Origin of the sequence: Sporosarcina ureilytica, assembly GCF_001753205.1 — a bacterium.
Classification (GTDB): Bacteria; Bacillota; Bacilli; order Bacillales_A; family Planococcaceae; genus Sporosarcina; species Sporosarcina ureilytica.
The window spans coordinates 193,132-210,168 of record NZ_CP017560.1 but is presented as its reverse complement, the minus strand read 5'-3'; the positions used below and the strand labels follow the sequence as shown (position 1 = coordinate 210,168).

The window sequence follows — 17,037 nt, the reverse complement described above, 5'->3', positions numbered from 1 at the left end:
CTGGAGTCGGCGCCTTCCACTTCAATCAGCAGATATACCATTATAATAAAATGTTATTGATTCAATCAACGTCTTAAACAGAAAAATCATCCACTTAAGAAAAATGTTCCACGTGAAAAAATATTAACTTCAATTCCCGATTGTGATAAGATAAAGTGCGTGCAATTAAGATGAGATAGGGGGATATCTGATGACTATTCCGTTTATAGCAGTTGAAGGGCCAATTGGCGTTGGTAAAACGACGCTGTCTAGGGCGATAGCGGAATCACAGAATTTCCAGTTGCTAAAAGAGATAGTTGAAGAAAACCCATTTTTGTCGAAGTTTTATGATGATATTGAAGCATGGAGCTTTCAGACAGAAATGTTTTTTCTATGTAATCGATATAAGCAATTGAGTGATATAAAAAAAGAAATACTCTTGAGCAATACACCAGTCGTTGCAGATTATCATGTGTTTAAAAACTTAATTTTTGCAAAGCGAACACTTGAGCAAAATGAATATAAGAAATATGAAGAAATCTATAAGATTTTAACACGGGATATGCCTGCACCGAATGTAATTGTTTATTTATATGCAAGTCAAGAAACATTGATGAAGCGCATCGCATTACGTGGGCGTGAATTTGAAAAAAATATGGATCCTGCATACTTAACACAACTGGCAAATGACTATGAAATGTTTATTGATGTATTTGAGGAAGAAAATCCACATATTCCTGTACTTAGATTTAATGGGGATCATTTGGATTTTGTGAATAAAAAAGAAGACATGGAGTATGTGTTAACGAGTATTGTAGAAGTGATTCAAGGAGTGCAAGAAAGATGAACTTACGGGAAAAATACGGAATTCCTGAAAATGCAATTATTACGATTGCAGGTACAGTAGGAGCGGGAAAGTCAACGATGACCCAAGCACTGGCAGATGCATTAAACTTTAAAACATCGTTTGAACAAGTCGATGACAATCCCTATTTGGATCGCTTTTATGATGATTTCAAAACATGGAGTTTCCACTTACAAATATATTTTTTAGCCGAACGTTTTAAAGAACAAAAACGAATTTTTGAAATAGGCGGCGGATTTGTTCAAGACCGTTCTATTTATGAAGATACAGGGATTTTTGCGAAAATGCATATGGAAAAAGGTACGATGGATCCGGTTGATTACGCAACTTACACGGACTTATTTGAAGCAATGGTTATGACGCCTTATTTTCCACATCCAAATTTACTTATCTATTTAGAAGGATCAGTTGCAGATATTATCGGCAGGATTGAAGAACGCGGACGTCCGATGGAGCAACAGACACCAATAGCGTACTGGGAAGAGATGCATGAGCGTTATGCTACATGGATTAACACTTTTGATGCTTGTCCTGTACTTCGACTCAATATTAACGATTATGATCTACTTGAAAATCCGAATGAAATTGAAAATATTGTAAAGCAGATTGGACAGACGACAAATAGATAAAGTTGAAATACCATAACGGAAGAGGAAGGGGAGTATGACTTTCTTCTTCTTTTTTTTCTTAAAAAAATCTTAGGTAAACTGATATTCTCGATTATAATATCACCAACATAACCTCAATTGAATACGATACAGGACGCTCATCTTGCCTAATTTGATAAGCGATGTTAATTATTGTTGCTTAAGCTTGGCATAGAGAAAATGATAGAGGAGTGTTCGTAGAGTGTACTTTTATGCTAATGGCTTTAATTCTCATCAAGAAAGAGCCGTGAACTTATCAAACTATTGGGGACCAAGCGTGAATTATACAGCTCCGGTCAGATATATTTTAAATACACCAGATCCTTATGGCAGACAGTTTATTAGTAAAGCAGAGGCGGATTATAAGACGATGAACCGCCTCCTTTGGGAAGAGCATGTCAACTGGACGCGCATGACAATTATTAGTATCGTTTTTAAATTACCTGATTTGGATGAAGTGCAAGCACGATTATTAAGAAACGCGACGGATTTGGGGAATTGTTTAAGACCTTTTTACGGAGACCAAATTGCCGATAAATATGGAGAATTAATCAAAGAACATCTAGTGGTTGCCGCAGAGCTAGTTACTGCTGCTGTGAATGGAGATACAAAAACTGCTGAAGAAAAGGAAAAACAGTGGTATAGAAATGCGGATGAAATTTCGGTGTTTTTAAGTAGTATCAATCCATATATCCATCTAGAAGAGATTAGAGAAATGTTTTATATGCACTTAGCATTAACGAAACATGAAGCTGTCACGATGATTGAAGGAAACTTCAAAGAAGATGTAGCTGTTTTTGATGAAATAGAGGCGCAAGCATTAGAAATGGCAGATATGATTGCAGATGCTATTATTCGACAATTTCCAACGATGTTCGGGTATTATCCATACTAGAAAAAATGAAAGGCACACCGTTTATGTTGGTGTGCCTTTCGTTTATGCTAGAACTTTTACTCTTTGGAAAAATTCCGTGTACAGCTCACGCAAAATTTTATCCTCGTCTCTTTTATCAACGCCGAAGACGAGACTTACTTCGGAAGATCCTTGGTTAATCATTTCGATATTAGAACCAGTACGTGCAATTGCTGTTGCAGCACGCGCTGTTAGTCCCGTCGCATGGCGCATTCCTTCTCCAACGAGAACAATCATGGAATAATCTGTTTCGCGGAAGTGAACGTCATCTGCATGGAGCTCTTCCTTAATTCGCTTAATAATCTTCACGCGATTTTCCTCTGTTAAATACTCATTCCGAATAATAACAGACATATTATCAATGCCAGAAGGTGTATGTTCGAAGGAAATCCCTTCATCTTCTAAAATTTGAAGTAAACGACGACCAAACCCAATTTCTTGGTTCATTAAATATTTTTCAACAAATAATGTTGAGAAGCCACTATCCGTTGCAATGCCGATTACTGGTTGTGAGGAATAATCACGTTCACTCACAATCATCGTTCCAGGCGCTTCCGGATTGTTTGTGTTTTTAATACAAACGGGAACTGAGCGTAAAAATGCCGGCATCAATGCTTCGTCGTGAAAAACTGAGAAGCCCGCGTATGAGAGTTCACGCATTTCACGATATGTCATCTTACCGATTGCGGCGGGATTTTCAACAACTGTTGGATTGGCTGCGAAGACTGAGTCAACATCTGTAAAGTTTTCATATAGGTCTGCACGGACTGCAGCAGCGACTATTGAGCCTGTAATATCAGATCCCCCGCGGTTAAATGTACGAAGTGTTCCACTCTTCGTATAACCAAAAAATCCTGGGAAGACAACAATTCCTTCTGCGTTTTTTAAGTTTTCAAGCTGTGCGTATCCTTCAGGTAATGCTTGGACTCGTTCAGGGCGCTCATTGACGAGTAAACCAGCTTTTTTTGGACAAGCGTATTGTGCAAGTATACCTACATGGTTAAAATAGGCGGCAATCAGCTTCGCATTATTATCTTCTCCGGCTGCCTTCATTGTATCCATAAACAAACTTTCATCATTAGACTTAGTTGCTAAGCGATTACGTAAATCATCTTCAATGACTTGAGCAATTGTGCTGTCGAGGCCAAGTCCTTCTGCTATCAAACGATATCGAGTAACCACGTTTTCTAAAGCTGTTTCTATGTTTTTATTGTTAAGTGCAACATTTGCCAAAGTAATGAGCAAGTCTGTCACTTTTTCATCCTCAGGATATCTTTTACCGGGTGCAGATACGACAATAATCTTCCTTGAAGTATCACTTTTAACAATATCGACGACTTTTTTGATTTGTTCTGCCGTTGCCACTGATGTTCCACCAAATTTACACACTTTCATTTCTATCAAACCCTATCTTTAAATTATTTTTATTGGTAATATATAGATAATTCACATTAAAAAACGAGGTCATTTAGGATAATTTAATCTGTCTAAAAAGGCAAAGTCATGCCATTCATGGTGATTTGTTTGACTCCTATTAAGGCTAGACAATGTCTTCTATCCTTGTGAGTGTTAACAATTGGGGTTGTAAATCTGCTAGAACATCTTTATAATGTCTTTATACAGAGGTCAATTGTTTTTCTATAGTGTACACATAGCGAGGAGAATCGTCAATGGGAAATGAAATTAATATTGGTTTATTAGGTTTTGGTACTGTTGGTAGCGGTGTAGCGAAAATTATTTTAGGGCATCAACAAGATTTGCATCATAAGTTAGGCACAGAAGTAAAAATTAAAAAAGTATTAGTAAGAGATATGACAAAGAAGCGGGAAACAGATTTACCTGCGGATGTCTTTACAGATGACATAGACGAAGTTTTGAATGACCCTTCAATCGATTTGATTGTAGAAGTAATGGGCGGTATGAATGGCGCGAAAGATGCGATTGAAGCTGCTTTAAACGCTGGAAAAGGAGTTGTTACGGCAAATAAAGATTTGATGGCTGTTTATGGTCCTGAATTGTTGAGGCTTGCCGATGAAAATAAATGTGATTTATTTTACGAAGCGAGTGTTGGTGGCGGAATTCCACTTATTCGTACAATGGAAGAAGGACTCGCGTCTGACCGGATTAGTTCATTAACGGGAATTGTGAATGGAACGACGAACTTCATTTTAACGAAAATGAAACAAGAAAATATGTCTTATGAAGATGCACTTGCGGAAGCGATGGAACTTGGGTTTGCTGAAGCTGATCCATCCGCGGATGTAGACGGTATTGACGCGGCAAGAAAAATGGTTATTTTAGCGTCTCTCGCATTTTCTACTGAAGTGCAACTAGAAGACGTGTTTGTGAGAGGGATGAAAGAAATACAAGACGGAGACGTTGACTTGGCGGAAAGCTTTGGTTATACGGTGAAAATGGCAGGACATGCAGAGAAGGATGAAGATGGAATTGCCGTATCCGTAGAGCCGGTTTTTATTCCGAATTCACACCCGCTTGCATCCGTTCATAATGAATATAATGCTGTATATATATATGGTGCAGCTGTAGGAGAAACGATGTTATATGGACCGGGAGCAGGTTCATTGCCAACTGCGACGTCTGTAACGGCTGACGTGATGGCCGCTTGCCGTAATTTACTCCTTGGGATGAATGGAAAAAAACTTCATTCCCCACAATATGAGCGAAAAGTAAAAAGTGATGATAAACGATTTTCGAGGTATTTTCATAGATTTTTAGTAAAAGATGAAGTGGGTGTATTAACGAGATTGTCGGCCATTTACAGTAAGTATGGTGCAAGTTTGGCAACCGTTGTCCAGCATCCTGTAAATGATGAAGAGGATTCTGAACTTGTGTTTATTACACATAAGATGTCACGCCAACAACACCTTGACGTATTAGAAGAACTTGAAAATACGGATGTCGTGTTAGCTGTATTAAGTCATTACCGTGTAGAAGGAGAGAAATCATGATGAGATGGAATGGATTATTAGAACAATATAAAGAGTGGTTACCAATTACGAAAAATACACCAATGCTCACTTTACATGAGGGAAATACACCGCTTATCCATTTGTCTCGTCTATCTGAACAGTGGGGCATTAATCTCTATGTGAAAGTAGAGGGGGTTAATCCAACAGGTTCTTTTAAAGATCGCGGTATGGTTATGGCAGTAGCGAAAGCAAAAGAGGAAGGGAAAACGACTTTAATTTGTGCGTCAACAGGAAATACGTCTGCGTCTGCAGCGGCATATGGTGCTAGAGCGGGCATGCGTACAATTGTCGTTATTCCGGAGGGAAGAATTGCGCTTGGAAAAATGGCGCAAGCAAAAATGTATGGTGCGGAAATCGTTGAGATTGAAGGTAATTTTGACGAAGCACTCAGAATGGTACGTGAAGCTGGAGAAGGGGAAGTTGCGCTCGTGAATTCAGTGAATCCGTACCGTTTAGAAGGACAAAAAACAATTGCGTTTGAAACGATTGATCAGCTTGGAAAGGTTCCTGATGTATTTGCACTGCCAGTCGGGAATGCCGGAAATATTTCGGCCGCTTGGAAGGGGTTTAAAGAATATGCGGATAATAAAGGGACTGAATTACCAAAGTTATTAGGTGTACAAGCAGATGGAGCAGCACCTATCGTTTATAATCGCGTGTTTGAAGAGCCTGAAACTGTAGCGACGGCAATCCGTATTGGAAACCCTGCAAGTTGGGAATTAGCGAAATGTGCCCTTGAAGAATCAAAAGGAAACATTTTGTCTGCGACAGATGAAGAAATTTTAGAAGCTTATCAATTAATTGCTTCGCAGGAAGGTGTTTTCGCTGAGCCAGGTTCATGTGCATCTATCGCAGGCGTGAAAAAACAAGTGGATGCTGGTGTGCTTGAAAAAGGCACAACAGTTGTCGCGGTGCTTACTGGAAATGGTTTGAAAGATCCTGATACTGCAATAGAGGTCAACGAAGATAAGGCATTGTTATCACAGGAGGAGTTTAAAGAACTGCTCAATGAACTAAAGGCAGGGGTTCAATGATGTCAAATCCAGGATTTTCAGTCATCGTACCGGCCACTACCGCAAATTTAGGTCCTGGATTTGATAGTGTAGGCCTTGCTTTAGATCTGTATATGTCCGTGGAAGTAGCGGCTCACGGTGAATGGACAGTGATTTATGAAGAGGAAGCTTTTCAAGGGTTGGTGGCAGATGAGCGAAATTTAATCGTTCAAACGATTATTGAAGTTGCCAAAAGGTATCGTAAGGAAGTTGCGCCATTAAAGCTTCAAGTGAAGTCTGACATCCCATTAGGAAAAGGATTTGGGAGCAGTGCTTCCGCAATCGCAGTTGGAATTGTAATTGCTGACCATCTATTAGAACTTGGGCTGACGGACAGAGACAAAGTTTTACTCGGCAGCGAACTAGAGGGACATGCAGATAATGTTAGTGCGGCTTTACTTGGTGGGGCTGTAATCGCTTATTTTGAAGCTGACGAGATTGACTATATTCACGTGGAACAAGTAGATGCAACATTTGTAGTTCTCGTTCCGCCAAAAGAGTTTAAAACATCAGAAGCGAGAGGGCTATTGCCGAATGAATTGTCGCATGAAAAGGCAGTTCGCAGCAGTTCTGCGAGCGCCGTCTTAACGGCAGCACTAGCACAAAATGACTGGAAAACAGTCGGGAAAATGATGGAGAAAGATCATCTTCATGAACCTTATCGTAAAACATTGTTCCCGCACTTTGATGAAATTCGAACGCTATGCAAAGGGTTAGGCGCTTATGGAATGACGATTAGTGGGGCTGGTCCTTCTTTAATTGTGGCAGTTGAGGAGGGAACGGAAGAAGAGGTTGTAGAAAAATTAACTTCAAACTTCCCATATTACGATAGCTTTTCTGTCCGTTCGTCAAAAGTAGGAGCGAATGTTCAAAAACAAAATATGATGATTTAACTAGTAAAAGCTACCACGATCATTACATTACGGGGTAGCTTTTGTTTATTGATTGAAAGCAGAATGATTGAGGGGGATTTCTGAAAACAAAAAAACACTCGCTAGGAGTGTTTTTATTTTCAGATTATTATTTGTTAAGAAAAATTCGTTACCGTGTAACGAATTCAATCTCTAAATTTATGCGCTAATTTAAAATTATGGCGGAGGAAGAGGGATTCGAACCCCCGCGGGCTTTAACACCCCTGTCGGTTTTCAAGACCGATCCCTTCAGCCGGGCTTGGGTATTCCTCCGTAAGACAATTAATAATTTACCATGAATAAAACATAATGTCAACAGTTTTCAAGAAAGATTTTTAAGAAACATTAGTTAGAGTAAATTAGTGGTTTGAATAAAAGTACAAAGGATGCATTCTGTCGCCCTTACTTTGACTCATGTTGAAAACAATTTTCACATAGAAACGCTCCTTCGTTATTAAGATATGCTTTGATTTCAACCATTCCTTTTCGTTTTGGATAACGCATTTTCAGGAGTACAACGTCATCTCCTTTAATTTCAATACCGCACCTCGAACATTTAGGTTCTCGGTTCAACATTCATATCACCTCGCGTAAAACACTTTATATCTTTACTACGGATTGATTGTTGAAAAGTTTCGTTTTCCTACCAAAAGTGTTCTTGTTCTAATATATCTCATGATATGGGAGTGTAATTAATTTTGCATTAAATGATTAATAATGAGTCATTTTAATTCGCTTGTTGATTTTTCCGTTATAATTTAGTATACTGAGTATTGCCGTGCTAGGTGGGGGAATAGCGGAACCTTGTAACTTGCAATCCGCTCTAGCAAGACTGAATTCCTTCCCGAGGCTGTTCGAATGTATGGTCTGCCTCTCGCACGTAGTGTTGACGTTTGGGTCCTACGCAATGAAAATCCATGAACCATGTCAGGTCCGGAAGGAAGCAGCATTAAGTGGAATCTTTCATGTGCCGTAGGGTTGCCTAGGCTGAGCTGGCGACGGGAGTAACGCATATGTTCGGCAGTCAGAGGAAGGTGCACGGCATTACATAGAATTATTCAAACTCGTTCAGGAATGGACGGGTTTTTATTTTGCGGAAAATAATAGTAGAGTACCCGGTATATATAGAGAGAAGTTATATTTGTTCAGTTAACTTCCCAAACGATATTAACAAATGTATTAGGGTGGCATTTGTGCTACAATAGAAGTATTGAAAAAATGTATGCAAAAGGAGAGGTAAGTGTTGGTTTATCAAGCTTTTTATCGTGTTTATCGACCGCAATCATTTGCAGAAATGTCCGGTCAGCACCATGTGAAACAGACGCTTCAAAATGCCCTCCTTCATAATAAAACGACGCATGCATATCTTTTTTCAGGTCCGCGTGGAACTGGAAAAACGAGTGCAGCAAAGATTTTCGCGAAAGCTCTCAACTGCGAAGAACGAACGGCGAATGAACCGTGTAATGAGTGTTCGACTTGCATAAGCATAACAGAAGGTTCTAATACAGATGTAATTGAATTTGACGCGGCGTCTAATTCGCGAGTAGAAGAAATGCGAGAAATTATTGAAAAGGTTCGATTTGCACCGTCCAATTCACGGTTTAAAGTATATATTATTGACGAAGTTCATATGTTATCGAATTCGGCATTCAATGCTTTGTTGAAAACACTTGAAGAGCCACCTGAACATGCCGTGTTCATTTTGGCGACGACAGAACCACATAAGTTGCCGTTAACAATCATCTCAAGGTGTCAGCGATTTGACTTTAAACCGCTTACTTCATCTGATATTATTGAACGCATGGAAGTTGTCCTTCAAGACGCACAAATTGAGTCTGATGAAGGGACTTTAAAGGTTATCGCGCAAGCGGCCTCTGGCGGTATGCGTGATGCATTGAGCATGTTGGATCAGGTTGCTTCCTTTAGTGGAGATAGCTTGTCAGTAAATGATGCATTACTTGTGACAGGCGCAATTGGAGAAGATATTTTTTATCGATTGGCGAAAGCGCTGCAGGAAAAAGATGCAGGCACTACGTTGTCTCTTTTAGATCAGTTAATTGCAGAAGGAAAAGACGTTTCGCGACTAGCGGAAGATTTAATTACGTTTTTCAGAGATCTCCTGCTTTTACGTACTGCACCAAACTTGAAAGATCTACTGGAACTTGTGTCGGCAGATAGTCGTTTTGAGGAATTAGCCAAGGAATTTGACCAGGACACGCTCTATTCATTTATTGATATATTGGCAAAAACACAACAAGAAATGCGTTTTTCAAATCATGCAAAAGTGTATGTAGAGTCAGCTCTTTTAAAAATGATTCATTTAGAGCCACAAATAGCATCGGTACAATCTAACTCACTTGCCAATGAAAATCCTGATTTGGTGAATAAAGTAGAACAATTGGAACGTACAATTACTCAACTACAACAACAAATCCAGTCAGGAATCCAAGTGAATCCTGGTGCGTCAAATGCACCACAACCAAGAAGGAATGCATCAAAGTCATCGCAATCTATTCGGATTCCAACAGGTAAAATTAATGAAGTATTAAAGGCTGCAACAAAACAAGATATCCAAGCAATTCGTGAAAATTGGGCGGGTATGTTGCAAATGTTGCAAAAATCACATGCAGCTCTTCTAGATGAAGCGGAACCGGTTGCAGCATCTGTGGATTCGTTTGTGTTAAAGTTTAAATATGAAATCCATTGTTTAATGGCTTCTGAAAACCCATCTTTACGAGCAGGTTTAACGGATGCTCTCAACTCTCGAACAGGAAAGCCGTATGAAGTGATCTATGTTCCTGAGGAATCATGGCTCAAAGTTCGGTCTGACTTTATTCGGAATCATGGGCTTGAGAAACAAGGTGACAACGCAGGCGAAGGAAACGAAGAAAGCGTCGCGGATGAAATGATGGACTTTTTAAAAGAAGCAGAACAAGAAGTTGCTGATCCAATTGTAGCGGAAGCTGAGAAGATTTTCGGCAAGGACTTTATTGAAGTACACGATGATTAATCGATATAGTACCGAAAAGTTTCATTTCGACTTATTATAGAAGAGAAGGAATTTTTGAGAGGTAAAACTAAAATTGAGGAGGAAATTGACATGCGCGGTATGGGAAATATGCAAGGTATGATGAAGCAAATGCAAAAAATGCAAAAGAAAATGGCGGAAGCACAAGAGAAACTAGGGGAAGAGCGTCTCGAAGGAACTGCTGGCGGCGGTATGGTCAAAGTGACGGTTTCAGGAGATAAAGAAGTATTAGAAGTTGTGATTAACCCAGACGTAGTCGATCCAGAAGATGTAGAAATCTTACAAGACTTAGTAGTGATTGCTACAAACGAAGCAATGAAAAAAGCGGATGAGTTAACGAACTCAACAATGGGACAATTCACGAAGGGATTAAACCTACCGGGGATGTTCTAGGAGGAATAAGTATGCATTATCCAGAACCAATATCTAAGTTAATTGATAGTTTTATGAAATTGCCAGGCATCGGTCCGAAAACAGCGGGCCGACTGGCGTTTTTTGTATTAAGTATGGAAGAGGACACTGTGTTAGATTTTGCAAAGGCGCTTGTGGATGCGAAGCGAAATTTACACTTCTGTTCAACTTGCGGACATATTACAGATGTAGATCCATGTCATATATGCCAGGATAAACAGCGTGATCGTTCACTTATATGTGTTGTGCAAGATCCAAAAGATGTGATAGCAATGGAAAAAATGCGAGATTATCAAGGGCTTTATCATGTACTCCACGGTGCTATCTCACCAATGGATGGTGTTGGACCAGAAGATATAAATGTTCCGTCTCTTTTGACGCGCTTGCAGGATGAGGAAGTTGAAGAGTTAATTCTCGCTACCAACCCAACAATTGAAGGTGAAGCAACAGCCATGTATATTTCAAGATTAGTAAGACCGTCTGGTATCAAAACGACAAGAATTGCACATGGGTTACCGGTAGGTGGAGACCTTGAATATGCAGATGAAGTTACATTATCTAAAGCACTCGAGGGACGCCGAGAATTATAAAAGGAGCGGTGTCTATGTTTAAAAGGAAGAGTAAGCTTAAACGAATATTTGACGACAAGCTACGATCGTTAATGACGGAAACAAGAGATGAATGGGAACAAGCGAAGTTCATTGAAAACCATCTTGATGATTATGACCAAGAAGTTTTCATACGGCGTAAAATAACAGAGAGTAGACATTTCTATCTATATAAGGAAGCAAAGGTAAGAAATTTAGGTAGAGACTAATATATTTTCATTTGGTTGCGTATGATGGAGCATTCACATAAAAAGGAGTGTTCCTCATGAAAGCAGCCATTAGTACTTTTATCGTTGGATTTATATTGTTCCTATTAGTAATGGACAAGAAGCGTGTGAAAAATATGTTCGAGTTTATATCAATCTATTGGTTCCGTCTTGCTTTTTCCTTTCTAGCTCTTTTTATTTTAAACGTAGTCGCAGGTTTCTTTGGCGTTTTTGTCCCGGTTAACATTGTGTCAGGGCTTGTTATTACGATACTTGGCATTCCAGGTCTCGCTTCAATTTGTGCGATTGCATTTATTTTATAAATAGGGGTTGCATTCTAGAAAATAAGGTGGTATAGTTATTAACGTTGCCAATTCGAGCAACACAAATAACAAAAACAACTAAAAAAGAAATTTAAAAAAAGTTGTTGACATCAAGTTTAATACTTGATATGATATAAGAGTTGCTTCGGAATAACGAAAGAAGCAGCCGGGAGGAACGATGAAAAGTTTCTTCTATAATATGAACCTTGAAAACTGAACAGCAAAACGTCAAGATATAACAACTACAAATCAACTTGTTGGTTTGTAGGAAACGAATCTTCGGATTCAAATGGACATCTTAAGGATGCCAGCAAAGAAATCGAGCTAATCGAATTTCTCTATTATGGAGAGTTTGATCCTGGCTCAGGACGAACGCTGGCGGCGTGCCTAATACATGCAAGTCGAGCGGACGAGGAAGAAACTTGTTTCTTCCTTTGTTAGCGGCGGATGGGTGAGTAACACGTGGGCAACCTGCCCTGTAGTTGGGGATAACTCCGGGAAACCGGGGCTAATACCGAATAATTAGTTCCTTCGCATGAAGGAACTCTGAAAGACGGCTATGCTGTCACTACGGGATGGGCCCGCGGCGCATTAGCTAGTTGGTGAGGTAACGGCTTACCAAGGCGACGATGCGTAGCCGACCTGAGAGGGTGATCGGCCACACTGGGACTGAGACACGGCCCAGACTCCTACGGGAGGCAGCAGTAGGGAATCTTCCACAATGGACGAAAGTCTGATGGAGCAACGCCGCGTGAGCGAAGAAGGTTTTCGGATCGTAAAGCTCTGTTGTGAGGGAAGAACAAGTATAGGAGTAACTGCCTGTACCTTGACGGTACCTCATTAGAAAGCCACGGCTAACTACGTGCCAGCAGCCGCGGTAATACGTAGGTGGCAAGCGTTGTCCGGAATTATTGGGCGTAAAGCGCGCGCAGGCGGCCTTTTAAGTCTGATGTGAAAGCCCACGGCTTAACCGTGGAAGGTCATTGGAAACTGGAAGGCTTGAGTACAGAAGAGGAAAGCGGAATTCCACGTGTAGCGGTGAAATGCGTAGAGATGTGGAGGAACACCAGTGGCGAAGGCGGCTTTCTGGTCTGTAACTGACGCTGAGGCGCGAAAGCATGGGGAGCAAACAGGATTAGATACCCTGGTAGTCCATGCCGTAAACGATGAGTGCTAAGTGTTAGGGGGTTTCCGCCCCTTAGTGCTGGAGCAAACGCATTAAGCACTCCGCCTGGGGAGTACGGCCGCAAGGCTGAAACTCAAAGGAATTGACGGGGACCCGCACAAGCGGTGGAGCATGTGGTTTAATTCGAAGCTACGCGAAGAACCTTACCAGGTCTTGACATCCCGCTGACCGGTATAGAGATATACCTTTCCCTTCGGGGACAGCGGTGACAGGTGGTGCATGGTTGTCGTCAGCTCGTGTCGTGAGATGTTGGGTTAAGTCCCGTAACGAGCGCAACCCTTGACCTTAGTTGCCAGCATTCAGTTGGGCACTCTAAGGTGACTGCCGGTGACAAACCGGAGGAAGGTGGGGATGACGTCAAATCATCATGCCCCTTATGACCTGGGCTACACACGTGCTACAATGGACGGTACAGAGGGTTGCCAACCCGCGAGGGGGAGCTAATCCCATAAAACCGTTCCCAGTTCGGATTGCAGGCTGCAACTCGCCTGCATGAAGCAGGAATCGCTAGTAATCGTGGATCAGCATGCCACGGTGAATACGTTCCCGGGTCTTGTACACACCGCCCGTCACACCACGAGAGTTTGTAACACCCGAAGTCGGTGGGGTAACCCTTTTGGGAGCCAGCCGCCGAAGGTGGGACAGATGATTGGGGTGAAGTCGTAACAAGGTAGCCGTATCGGAAGGTGCGGCTGGATCACCTCCTTTCTAAGGATATTTAACGGAATGAAGAGAAAGTTCTCTTCAACTTGACGTTTTGCGTTCAGTTTTGAGGGTTCATTAACATGAACTTTCATTACTTGTTCTTTGAAAACTGGATAAAACGACATTGAAATAAACACAAATGTAGTAATGTATGAATCAATTGTTGTATATCGCTATACAACGTTGGTTTTAAGGTTAAGTTAGAAAGGGCGCACGGCGGATGCCTTGGCACTAGGAGCCTATGAAGGACGGCACTAACACCGATATGCTCTGGGGAGCTGTAAGTAAGCTTTGATCCAGAGATTTCCGAATGGGGAAACCCACTGTTCGTAATGGAGCAGTACATATACGTGAATACATAGCGTATATGAGGCACACCCGGAGAACTGAAACATCTAAGTACCCGGAGGAAGAGAAAGAAAATCGATTCCCTGAGTAGCGGCGAGCGAAACGGGAACAGCCCAAACCAGGAAGCTTGCTTCCTGGGGTTGTAGGACACTCTATACGGAGTTACAAAGGAATGCATTAGATGAAGCGACCTGGAAAGGTCTGCCATAGTGGGTAATAGCCCCGTAATCAAAAGTGTATTCTCTCCAGAGTGGATCCTGAGTACGACGGAACACGTGAAATTCCGTCGGAATCCGGGAGGACCATCTCCCAAGGCTAAATACTTCCTAGTGACCGATAGTGAACCAGTACCGTGAGGGAAAGGTGAAAAGCACCCCGGAAGGGGAGTGAAATAGATCCTGAAACCGTGTGCCTACAAGTAGTCAGAGCTCGATGCTGTTTCTTCGGAAACAAGCTGAGTGATGGCGTGCCTTTTGTAGAATGAACCGGCGAGTTACTGATTACATGCAAGGTTAAGCAGAGAATGCGGAGCCGCAGCGAAAGCGAGTCTGAATAGGGCGTTTTAGTATGTAGTCGTAGACCCGAAACCAGGTGATCTACCCATGTCCAGGGTGAAGGTAAGGTAACACTTACTGGAGGCCCGAACCCACGTATGTTGAAAAATGCGGGGATGAGGTGTGGGTAGCGGTGAAATTCCAATCGAACCTGGAGATAGCTGGTTCTCTCCGAAATAGCTTTAGGGCTAGCCTCAAACGTTAGAATCTCGGAGGTAGAGCACTGTTTGGACTAGGGGCCCATCCCGGGTTACCGAATTCAGACAAACTCCGAATGCCGATGATTTTTGTTTGGGAGTCAGACTGCGGGTGATAAGATTCGTAGTCGAGAGGGAAACAACCCAGACCACCAGTTAAGGTCCCCAAGTATTCGTTAAGTGGAAAAGGATGTGGCGTTGCCCAGACAACCAGGATGTTGGCTTAGAAGCAGCCACCATTTAAAGAGTGCGTAATAGCTCACTGGTCGAGTGGCGCTGCGCCGAAAATGTACCGGGGCTAAACGAATCACCGAAACTGTGGATTGACACCTTTGGTGTCAGTGGTAGGAGAGCGTTCTAGGGGCGTCGAAGCTAGACTGTAAGGACTAGTGGAGCGCCTAGAAGTGAGAATGCCGGTATGAGTAGCGAAAGAAGGGTGAGAATCCCTTCCACCGAATGCCTAAGGTTTCCTGAGGAAGGCTCGTCCGCTCAGGGTTAGTCGGGACCTAAGTCGAGGCCGAAAGGCGTAGACGATGGATAACAGGTTGATATTCCTGTACCACCTCCCCGCCGTTTGAGTAATGGGGGGACGCAGTAGGATAGGGTGAGCGCACGGTTGGTAATGTGCGTCTAAGCAGTGAGGTGTGAAACGAGGCAAATCCCGTTTCTATAACATTGAGCTGTGATAGCAAGGGGAATTTTCCCTGGAGTCCCTGATTTCACGCTGCCAAGAAAAGCCTCTAACGAGGCGGGAGGTGCCCGTACCGCAAACCGACACAGGTAGGCGAGGAGAGAATCCTAAGGTGATCGAGAGAACTCTCGTTAAGGAACTCGGCAAAATGACCCCGTAACTTCGGGAGAAGGGGTGCTCTGATAGGGTGTTAAAGCCCGAGAGAGCCGCAGTGAATAGGCCCAGGCGACTGTTTAGCAAAAACACAGGTCTCTGCAAAACCGTAAGGTGACGTATAGGGGCTGACGCCTGCCCGGTGCTGGAAGGTTAAGGGGAGAGGTTAGCGCAAGCGAAGCTTTGAACCGAAGCCCCAGTAAACGGCGGCCGTAACTATAACGGTCCTAAGGTAGCGAAATTCCTTGTCGGGTAAGTTCCGACCCGCACGAAAGGCGTAACGATCTGGGCACTGTCTCAACGAGAGACTCGGTGAAATTATAGTACCTGTGAAGATGCAGGTTACCCGCGACAGGACGGAAAGACCCCGTGGAGCTTTACTGCAACCTGATATTGAATTCTGATGCAGTCTGTACAGGATAGGTAGGAGCCTTTGAAACCGGAGCGCCAGCTTCGGTGGAGGCATTGGTGGGATACTACCCTGACTGTATTGGAATTCTAACCCATGCCCCTTAGCGGGGTAGGAGACAGTGTCAGGCGGGCAGTTTGACTGGGGCGGTCGCCTCCTAAAGAGTAACGGAGGCGCCCAAAGGTTCCCTCAGAATGGTTGGACATCATTCGTAGAGTGCAAAGGCATAAGGGAGCTTGACTGCGAGACCTACAAGTCGAGCAGGGTCGAAAGACGGGCTTAGTGATCCGGTGGTTCCGCATGGAAGGGCCATCGCTCAACGGATAAAAGCTACCCCGGGGATAACAGGCTTATCTCTCCCAAGAGTTCACATCGACGGGGAGGTTTGGCACCTCGATGTCGGCTCATCGCATCCTGGGGCTGTAGTCGGTCCCAAGGGTTGGGCTGTTCGCCCATTAAAGCGGTACGCGAGCTGGGTTCAGAACGTCGTGAGACAGTTCGGTCCCTATCCGTCGCGGGCGCAGGAAATTTGAGAGGAGCTGTCCTTAGTACGAGAGGACCGGGATGGACATACCGCTGGTGTACCAGTTGTCTTGCCAAAGGCATAGCTGGGTAGCTACGTATGGACGGGATAAATGCTGAAAGCATCTAAGCATGAAGCCCCCCTCAAGATGAGATTTCCCATTACGCAAGTAAGTAAAATCCCTCAAAGATGATGAGGTTGATAGGTCCGAGGTGGAAGCATGGCGACATGTGCAGCTGACGGATACTAATCGATTGAGGACTTATCCTTAAATACATGACAGTTTGTGTCATTCAATGTTTTGTTTATCCAGTTTTGAGTGAACAACTTTTGCTCAA

At 42.7% G+C, this 17,037-nt stretch carries 12 protein-coding genes, 1 tRNA gene, 2 rRNA genes and 1 other RNA gene; 14 read left to right on the top strand and 2 right to left on the bottom strand.

Translation table 11 applies throughout. The features are described from left to right. The first annotated feature begins 190 nt into the window (after window positions 1-190). The 3 genes from BI350_RS01070 (at window position 191) to BI350_RS01060 (ending at window position 2,386) form a co-directional block, all read left to right on the top strand. Window positions 191-826 (top strand): deoxynucleoside kinase, encoded by a 636-nt coding sequence (locus BI350_RS01070; protein ID WP_075526442.1) that lies wholly within the window; start codon window positions 191-193, stop codon window positions 824-826. Further along, window positions 823-1,473 (top strand): deoxynucleoside kinase, encoded by a 651-nt coding sequence (locus BI350_RS01065; RefSeq protein ID WP_075526441.1) that lies wholly within the window; start codon window positions 823-825, stop codon window positions 1,471-1,473. Before BI350_RS01070 ends, BI350_RS01065 begins: the two co-directional genes overlap by 4 nt. A gap of 220 nt (window positions 1,474-1,693) precedes the next feature. Continuing rightward, window positions 1,694-2,386 (top strand): hypothetical protein, encoded by a 693-nt coding sequence (locus tag BI350_RS01060; RefSeq protein ID WP_075526440.1) that lies wholly within the window; start codon window positions 1,694-1,696, stop codon window positions 2,384-2,386. Between the two features lie 42 nt (window positions 2,387-2,428). Here BI350_RS01060 and BI350_RS01055 read toward each other — a convergent pair whose 3' ends face one another. After that, window positions 2,429-3,799, bottom strand: a complete 1,371-nt coding sequence (locus tag BI350_RS01055) for an aspartate kinase (protein WP_075526439.1) — start codon at window positions 3,797-3,799, stop codon at window positions 2,429-2,431. Window positions 3,800-4,074: 275 nt separating this feature from the next. Here BI350_RS01055 and BI350_RS01050 point away from each other — a divergent pair, with 275 nt between their 5' ends. From BI350_RS01050 to thrB, 3 genes are read left to right on the top strand one after another with little or no spacing between them, the layout of a single operon-like run. Then, a complete protein-coding gene (locus BI350_RS01050; protein WP_075526438.1) occupies window positions 4,075-5,373 on the top strand; it encodes a homoserine dehydrogenase in 1,299 nt (432 codons plus the stop codon). Then, entirely contained in the window at window positions 5,373-6,428 is a 1,056-nt protein-coding gene (gene thrC / locus BI350_RS01045; RefSeq protein ID WP_075529176.1) for a threonine synthase, read from the top strand. Before BI350_RS01050 ends, thrC begins: the two co-directional genes overlap by 1 nt. Continuing rightward, window positions 6,428-7,339, top strand: coding sequence for a homoserine kinase (thrB, locus tag BI350_RS01040; protein WP_075526437.1), 912 nt, complete (start codon window positions 6,428-6,430; stop codon window positions 7,337-7,339). The genes thrC and thrB overlap by 1 nt, the downstream gene beginning before the upstream one ends. Before the next feature lie 198 nt (window positions 7,340-7,537). On the opposite strand, the gene BI350_RS01035 is transcribed toward thrB, so the two are convergent. Next, window positions 7,538-7,630: transfer RNA gene (locus tag BI350_RS01035), tRNA-Ser, on the bottom strand. A 503-nt stretch (window positions 7,631-8,133) separates the two neighbouring features. On the opposite strand from BI350_RS01035, the gene ffs reads away from it, so the two are divergent. From ffs to BI350_RS00990, 8 genes are all read left to right on the top strand, one after another. Further along, an RNA gene (gene ffs, locus BI350_RS01025) (signal recognition particle sRNA large type) lies at window positions 8,134-8,399 on the top strand. A gap of 201 nt (window positions 8,400-8,600) precedes the next feature. Next, window positions 8,601-10,367, top strand: coding sequence for a DNA polymerase III subunit gamma/tau (gene dnaX / locus BI350_RS01020; protein ID WP_075526435.1), 1,767 nt, complete (start codon window positions 8,601-8,603; stop codon window positions 10,365-10,367). 90 nt (window positions 10,368-10,457) lie between these two features. Further along, a complete protein-coding gene (locus BI350_RS01015; protein WP_075526434.1) occupies window positions 10,458-10,778 on the top strand; it encodes a YbaB/EbfC family nucleoid-associated protein in 321 nt (106 codons plus the stop codon). An 11-nt stretch (window positions 10,779-10,789) separates the two neighbouring features. Further along, the gene (recR, locus tag BI350_RS01010; RefSeq protein ID WP_075526433.1) at window positions 10,790-11,386 is read left to right on the top strand and encodes a recombination mediator RecR; all 597 of its coding nucleotides are present in this window, start codon (window positions 10,790-10,792) and stop codon (window positions 11,384-11,386) included. Window positions 11,387-11,400: 14 nt separating this feature from the next. Next, the gene (locus BI350_RS01005) at window positions 11,401-11,613 is read left to right on the top strand and encodes a YaaL family protein (protein WP_075526432.1); all 213 of its coding nucleotides are present in this window, start codon (window positions 11,401-11,403) and stop codon (window positions 11,611-11,613) included. A gap of 56 nt (window positions 11,614-11,669) precedes the next feature. Continuing rightward, a complete protein-coding gene (locus BI350_RS01000) occupies window positions 11,670-11,933 on the top strand; it encodes a pro-sigmaK processing inhibitor BofA family protein (RefSeq protein WP_075526431.1) in 264 nt (87 codons plus the stop codon). Between the two features lie 340 nt (window positions 11,934-12,273). After that, window positions 12,274-13,827: ribosomal RNA gene (locus tag BI350_RS00995) — 16S ribosomal RNA — on the top strand. 190 nt (window positions 13,828-14,017) lie between these two features. Further along, window positions 14,018-16,969: ribosomal RNA gene (locus BI350_RS00990) — 23S ribosomal RNA — on the top strand. The 16S and 23S rRNA genes sit together here, the layout of an rRNA operon. Window positions 16,970-17,037 lie beyond the last annotated feature (68 nt).

Bases quoted from the DNA above. Each gene is read 5' to 3' on its own strand.
- BI350_RS01055 (WP_075526439.1), bottom strand. From the start codon at position 3,799: ATGAAAGTGTGTAAATTTGGTGGAACATCAGTGGCAACGGCAGAACAA.
- BI350_RS01070 (WP_075526442.1), top strand. From the start codon at position 191: ATGACTATTCCGTTTATAGCAGTTGAAGGGCCAATTGGCGTTGGTAAA.
- thrB (WP_075526437.1), top strand. From the start codon at position 6,428: ATGTCAAATCCAGGATTTTCAGTCATCGTACCGGCCACTACCGCAAAT.
- thrC (WP_075529176.1), top strand. From the start codon at position 5,373: ATGAGATGGAATGGATTATTAGAACAATATAAAGAGTGGTTACCAATT.
- BI350_RS01050 (WP_075526438.1), top strand. From the start codon at position 4,075: ATGGGAAATGAAATTAATATTGGTTTATTAGGTTTTGGTACTGTTGGT.
- recR (WP_075526433.1), top strand. From the start codon at position 10,790: ATGCATTATCCAGAACCAATATCTAAGTTAATTGATAGTTTTATGAAA.
- BI350_RS01005 (WP_075526432.1), top strand. From the start codon at position 11,401: ATGTTTAAAAGGAAGAGTAAGCTTAAACGAATATTTGACGACAAGCTA.
- BI350_RS01000 (WP_075526431.1), top strand. From the start codon at position 11,670: ATGAAAGCAGCCATTAGTACTTTTATCGTTGGATTTATATTGTTCCTA.
- BI350_RS01065 (WP_075526441.1), top strand. From the start codon at position 823: ATGAACTTACGGGAAAAATACGGAATTCCTGAAAATGCAATTATTACG.
- BI350_RS01015 (WP_075526434.1), top strand. From the start codon at position 10,458: ATGCGCGGTATGGGAAATATGCAAGGTATGATGAAGCAAATGCAAAAA.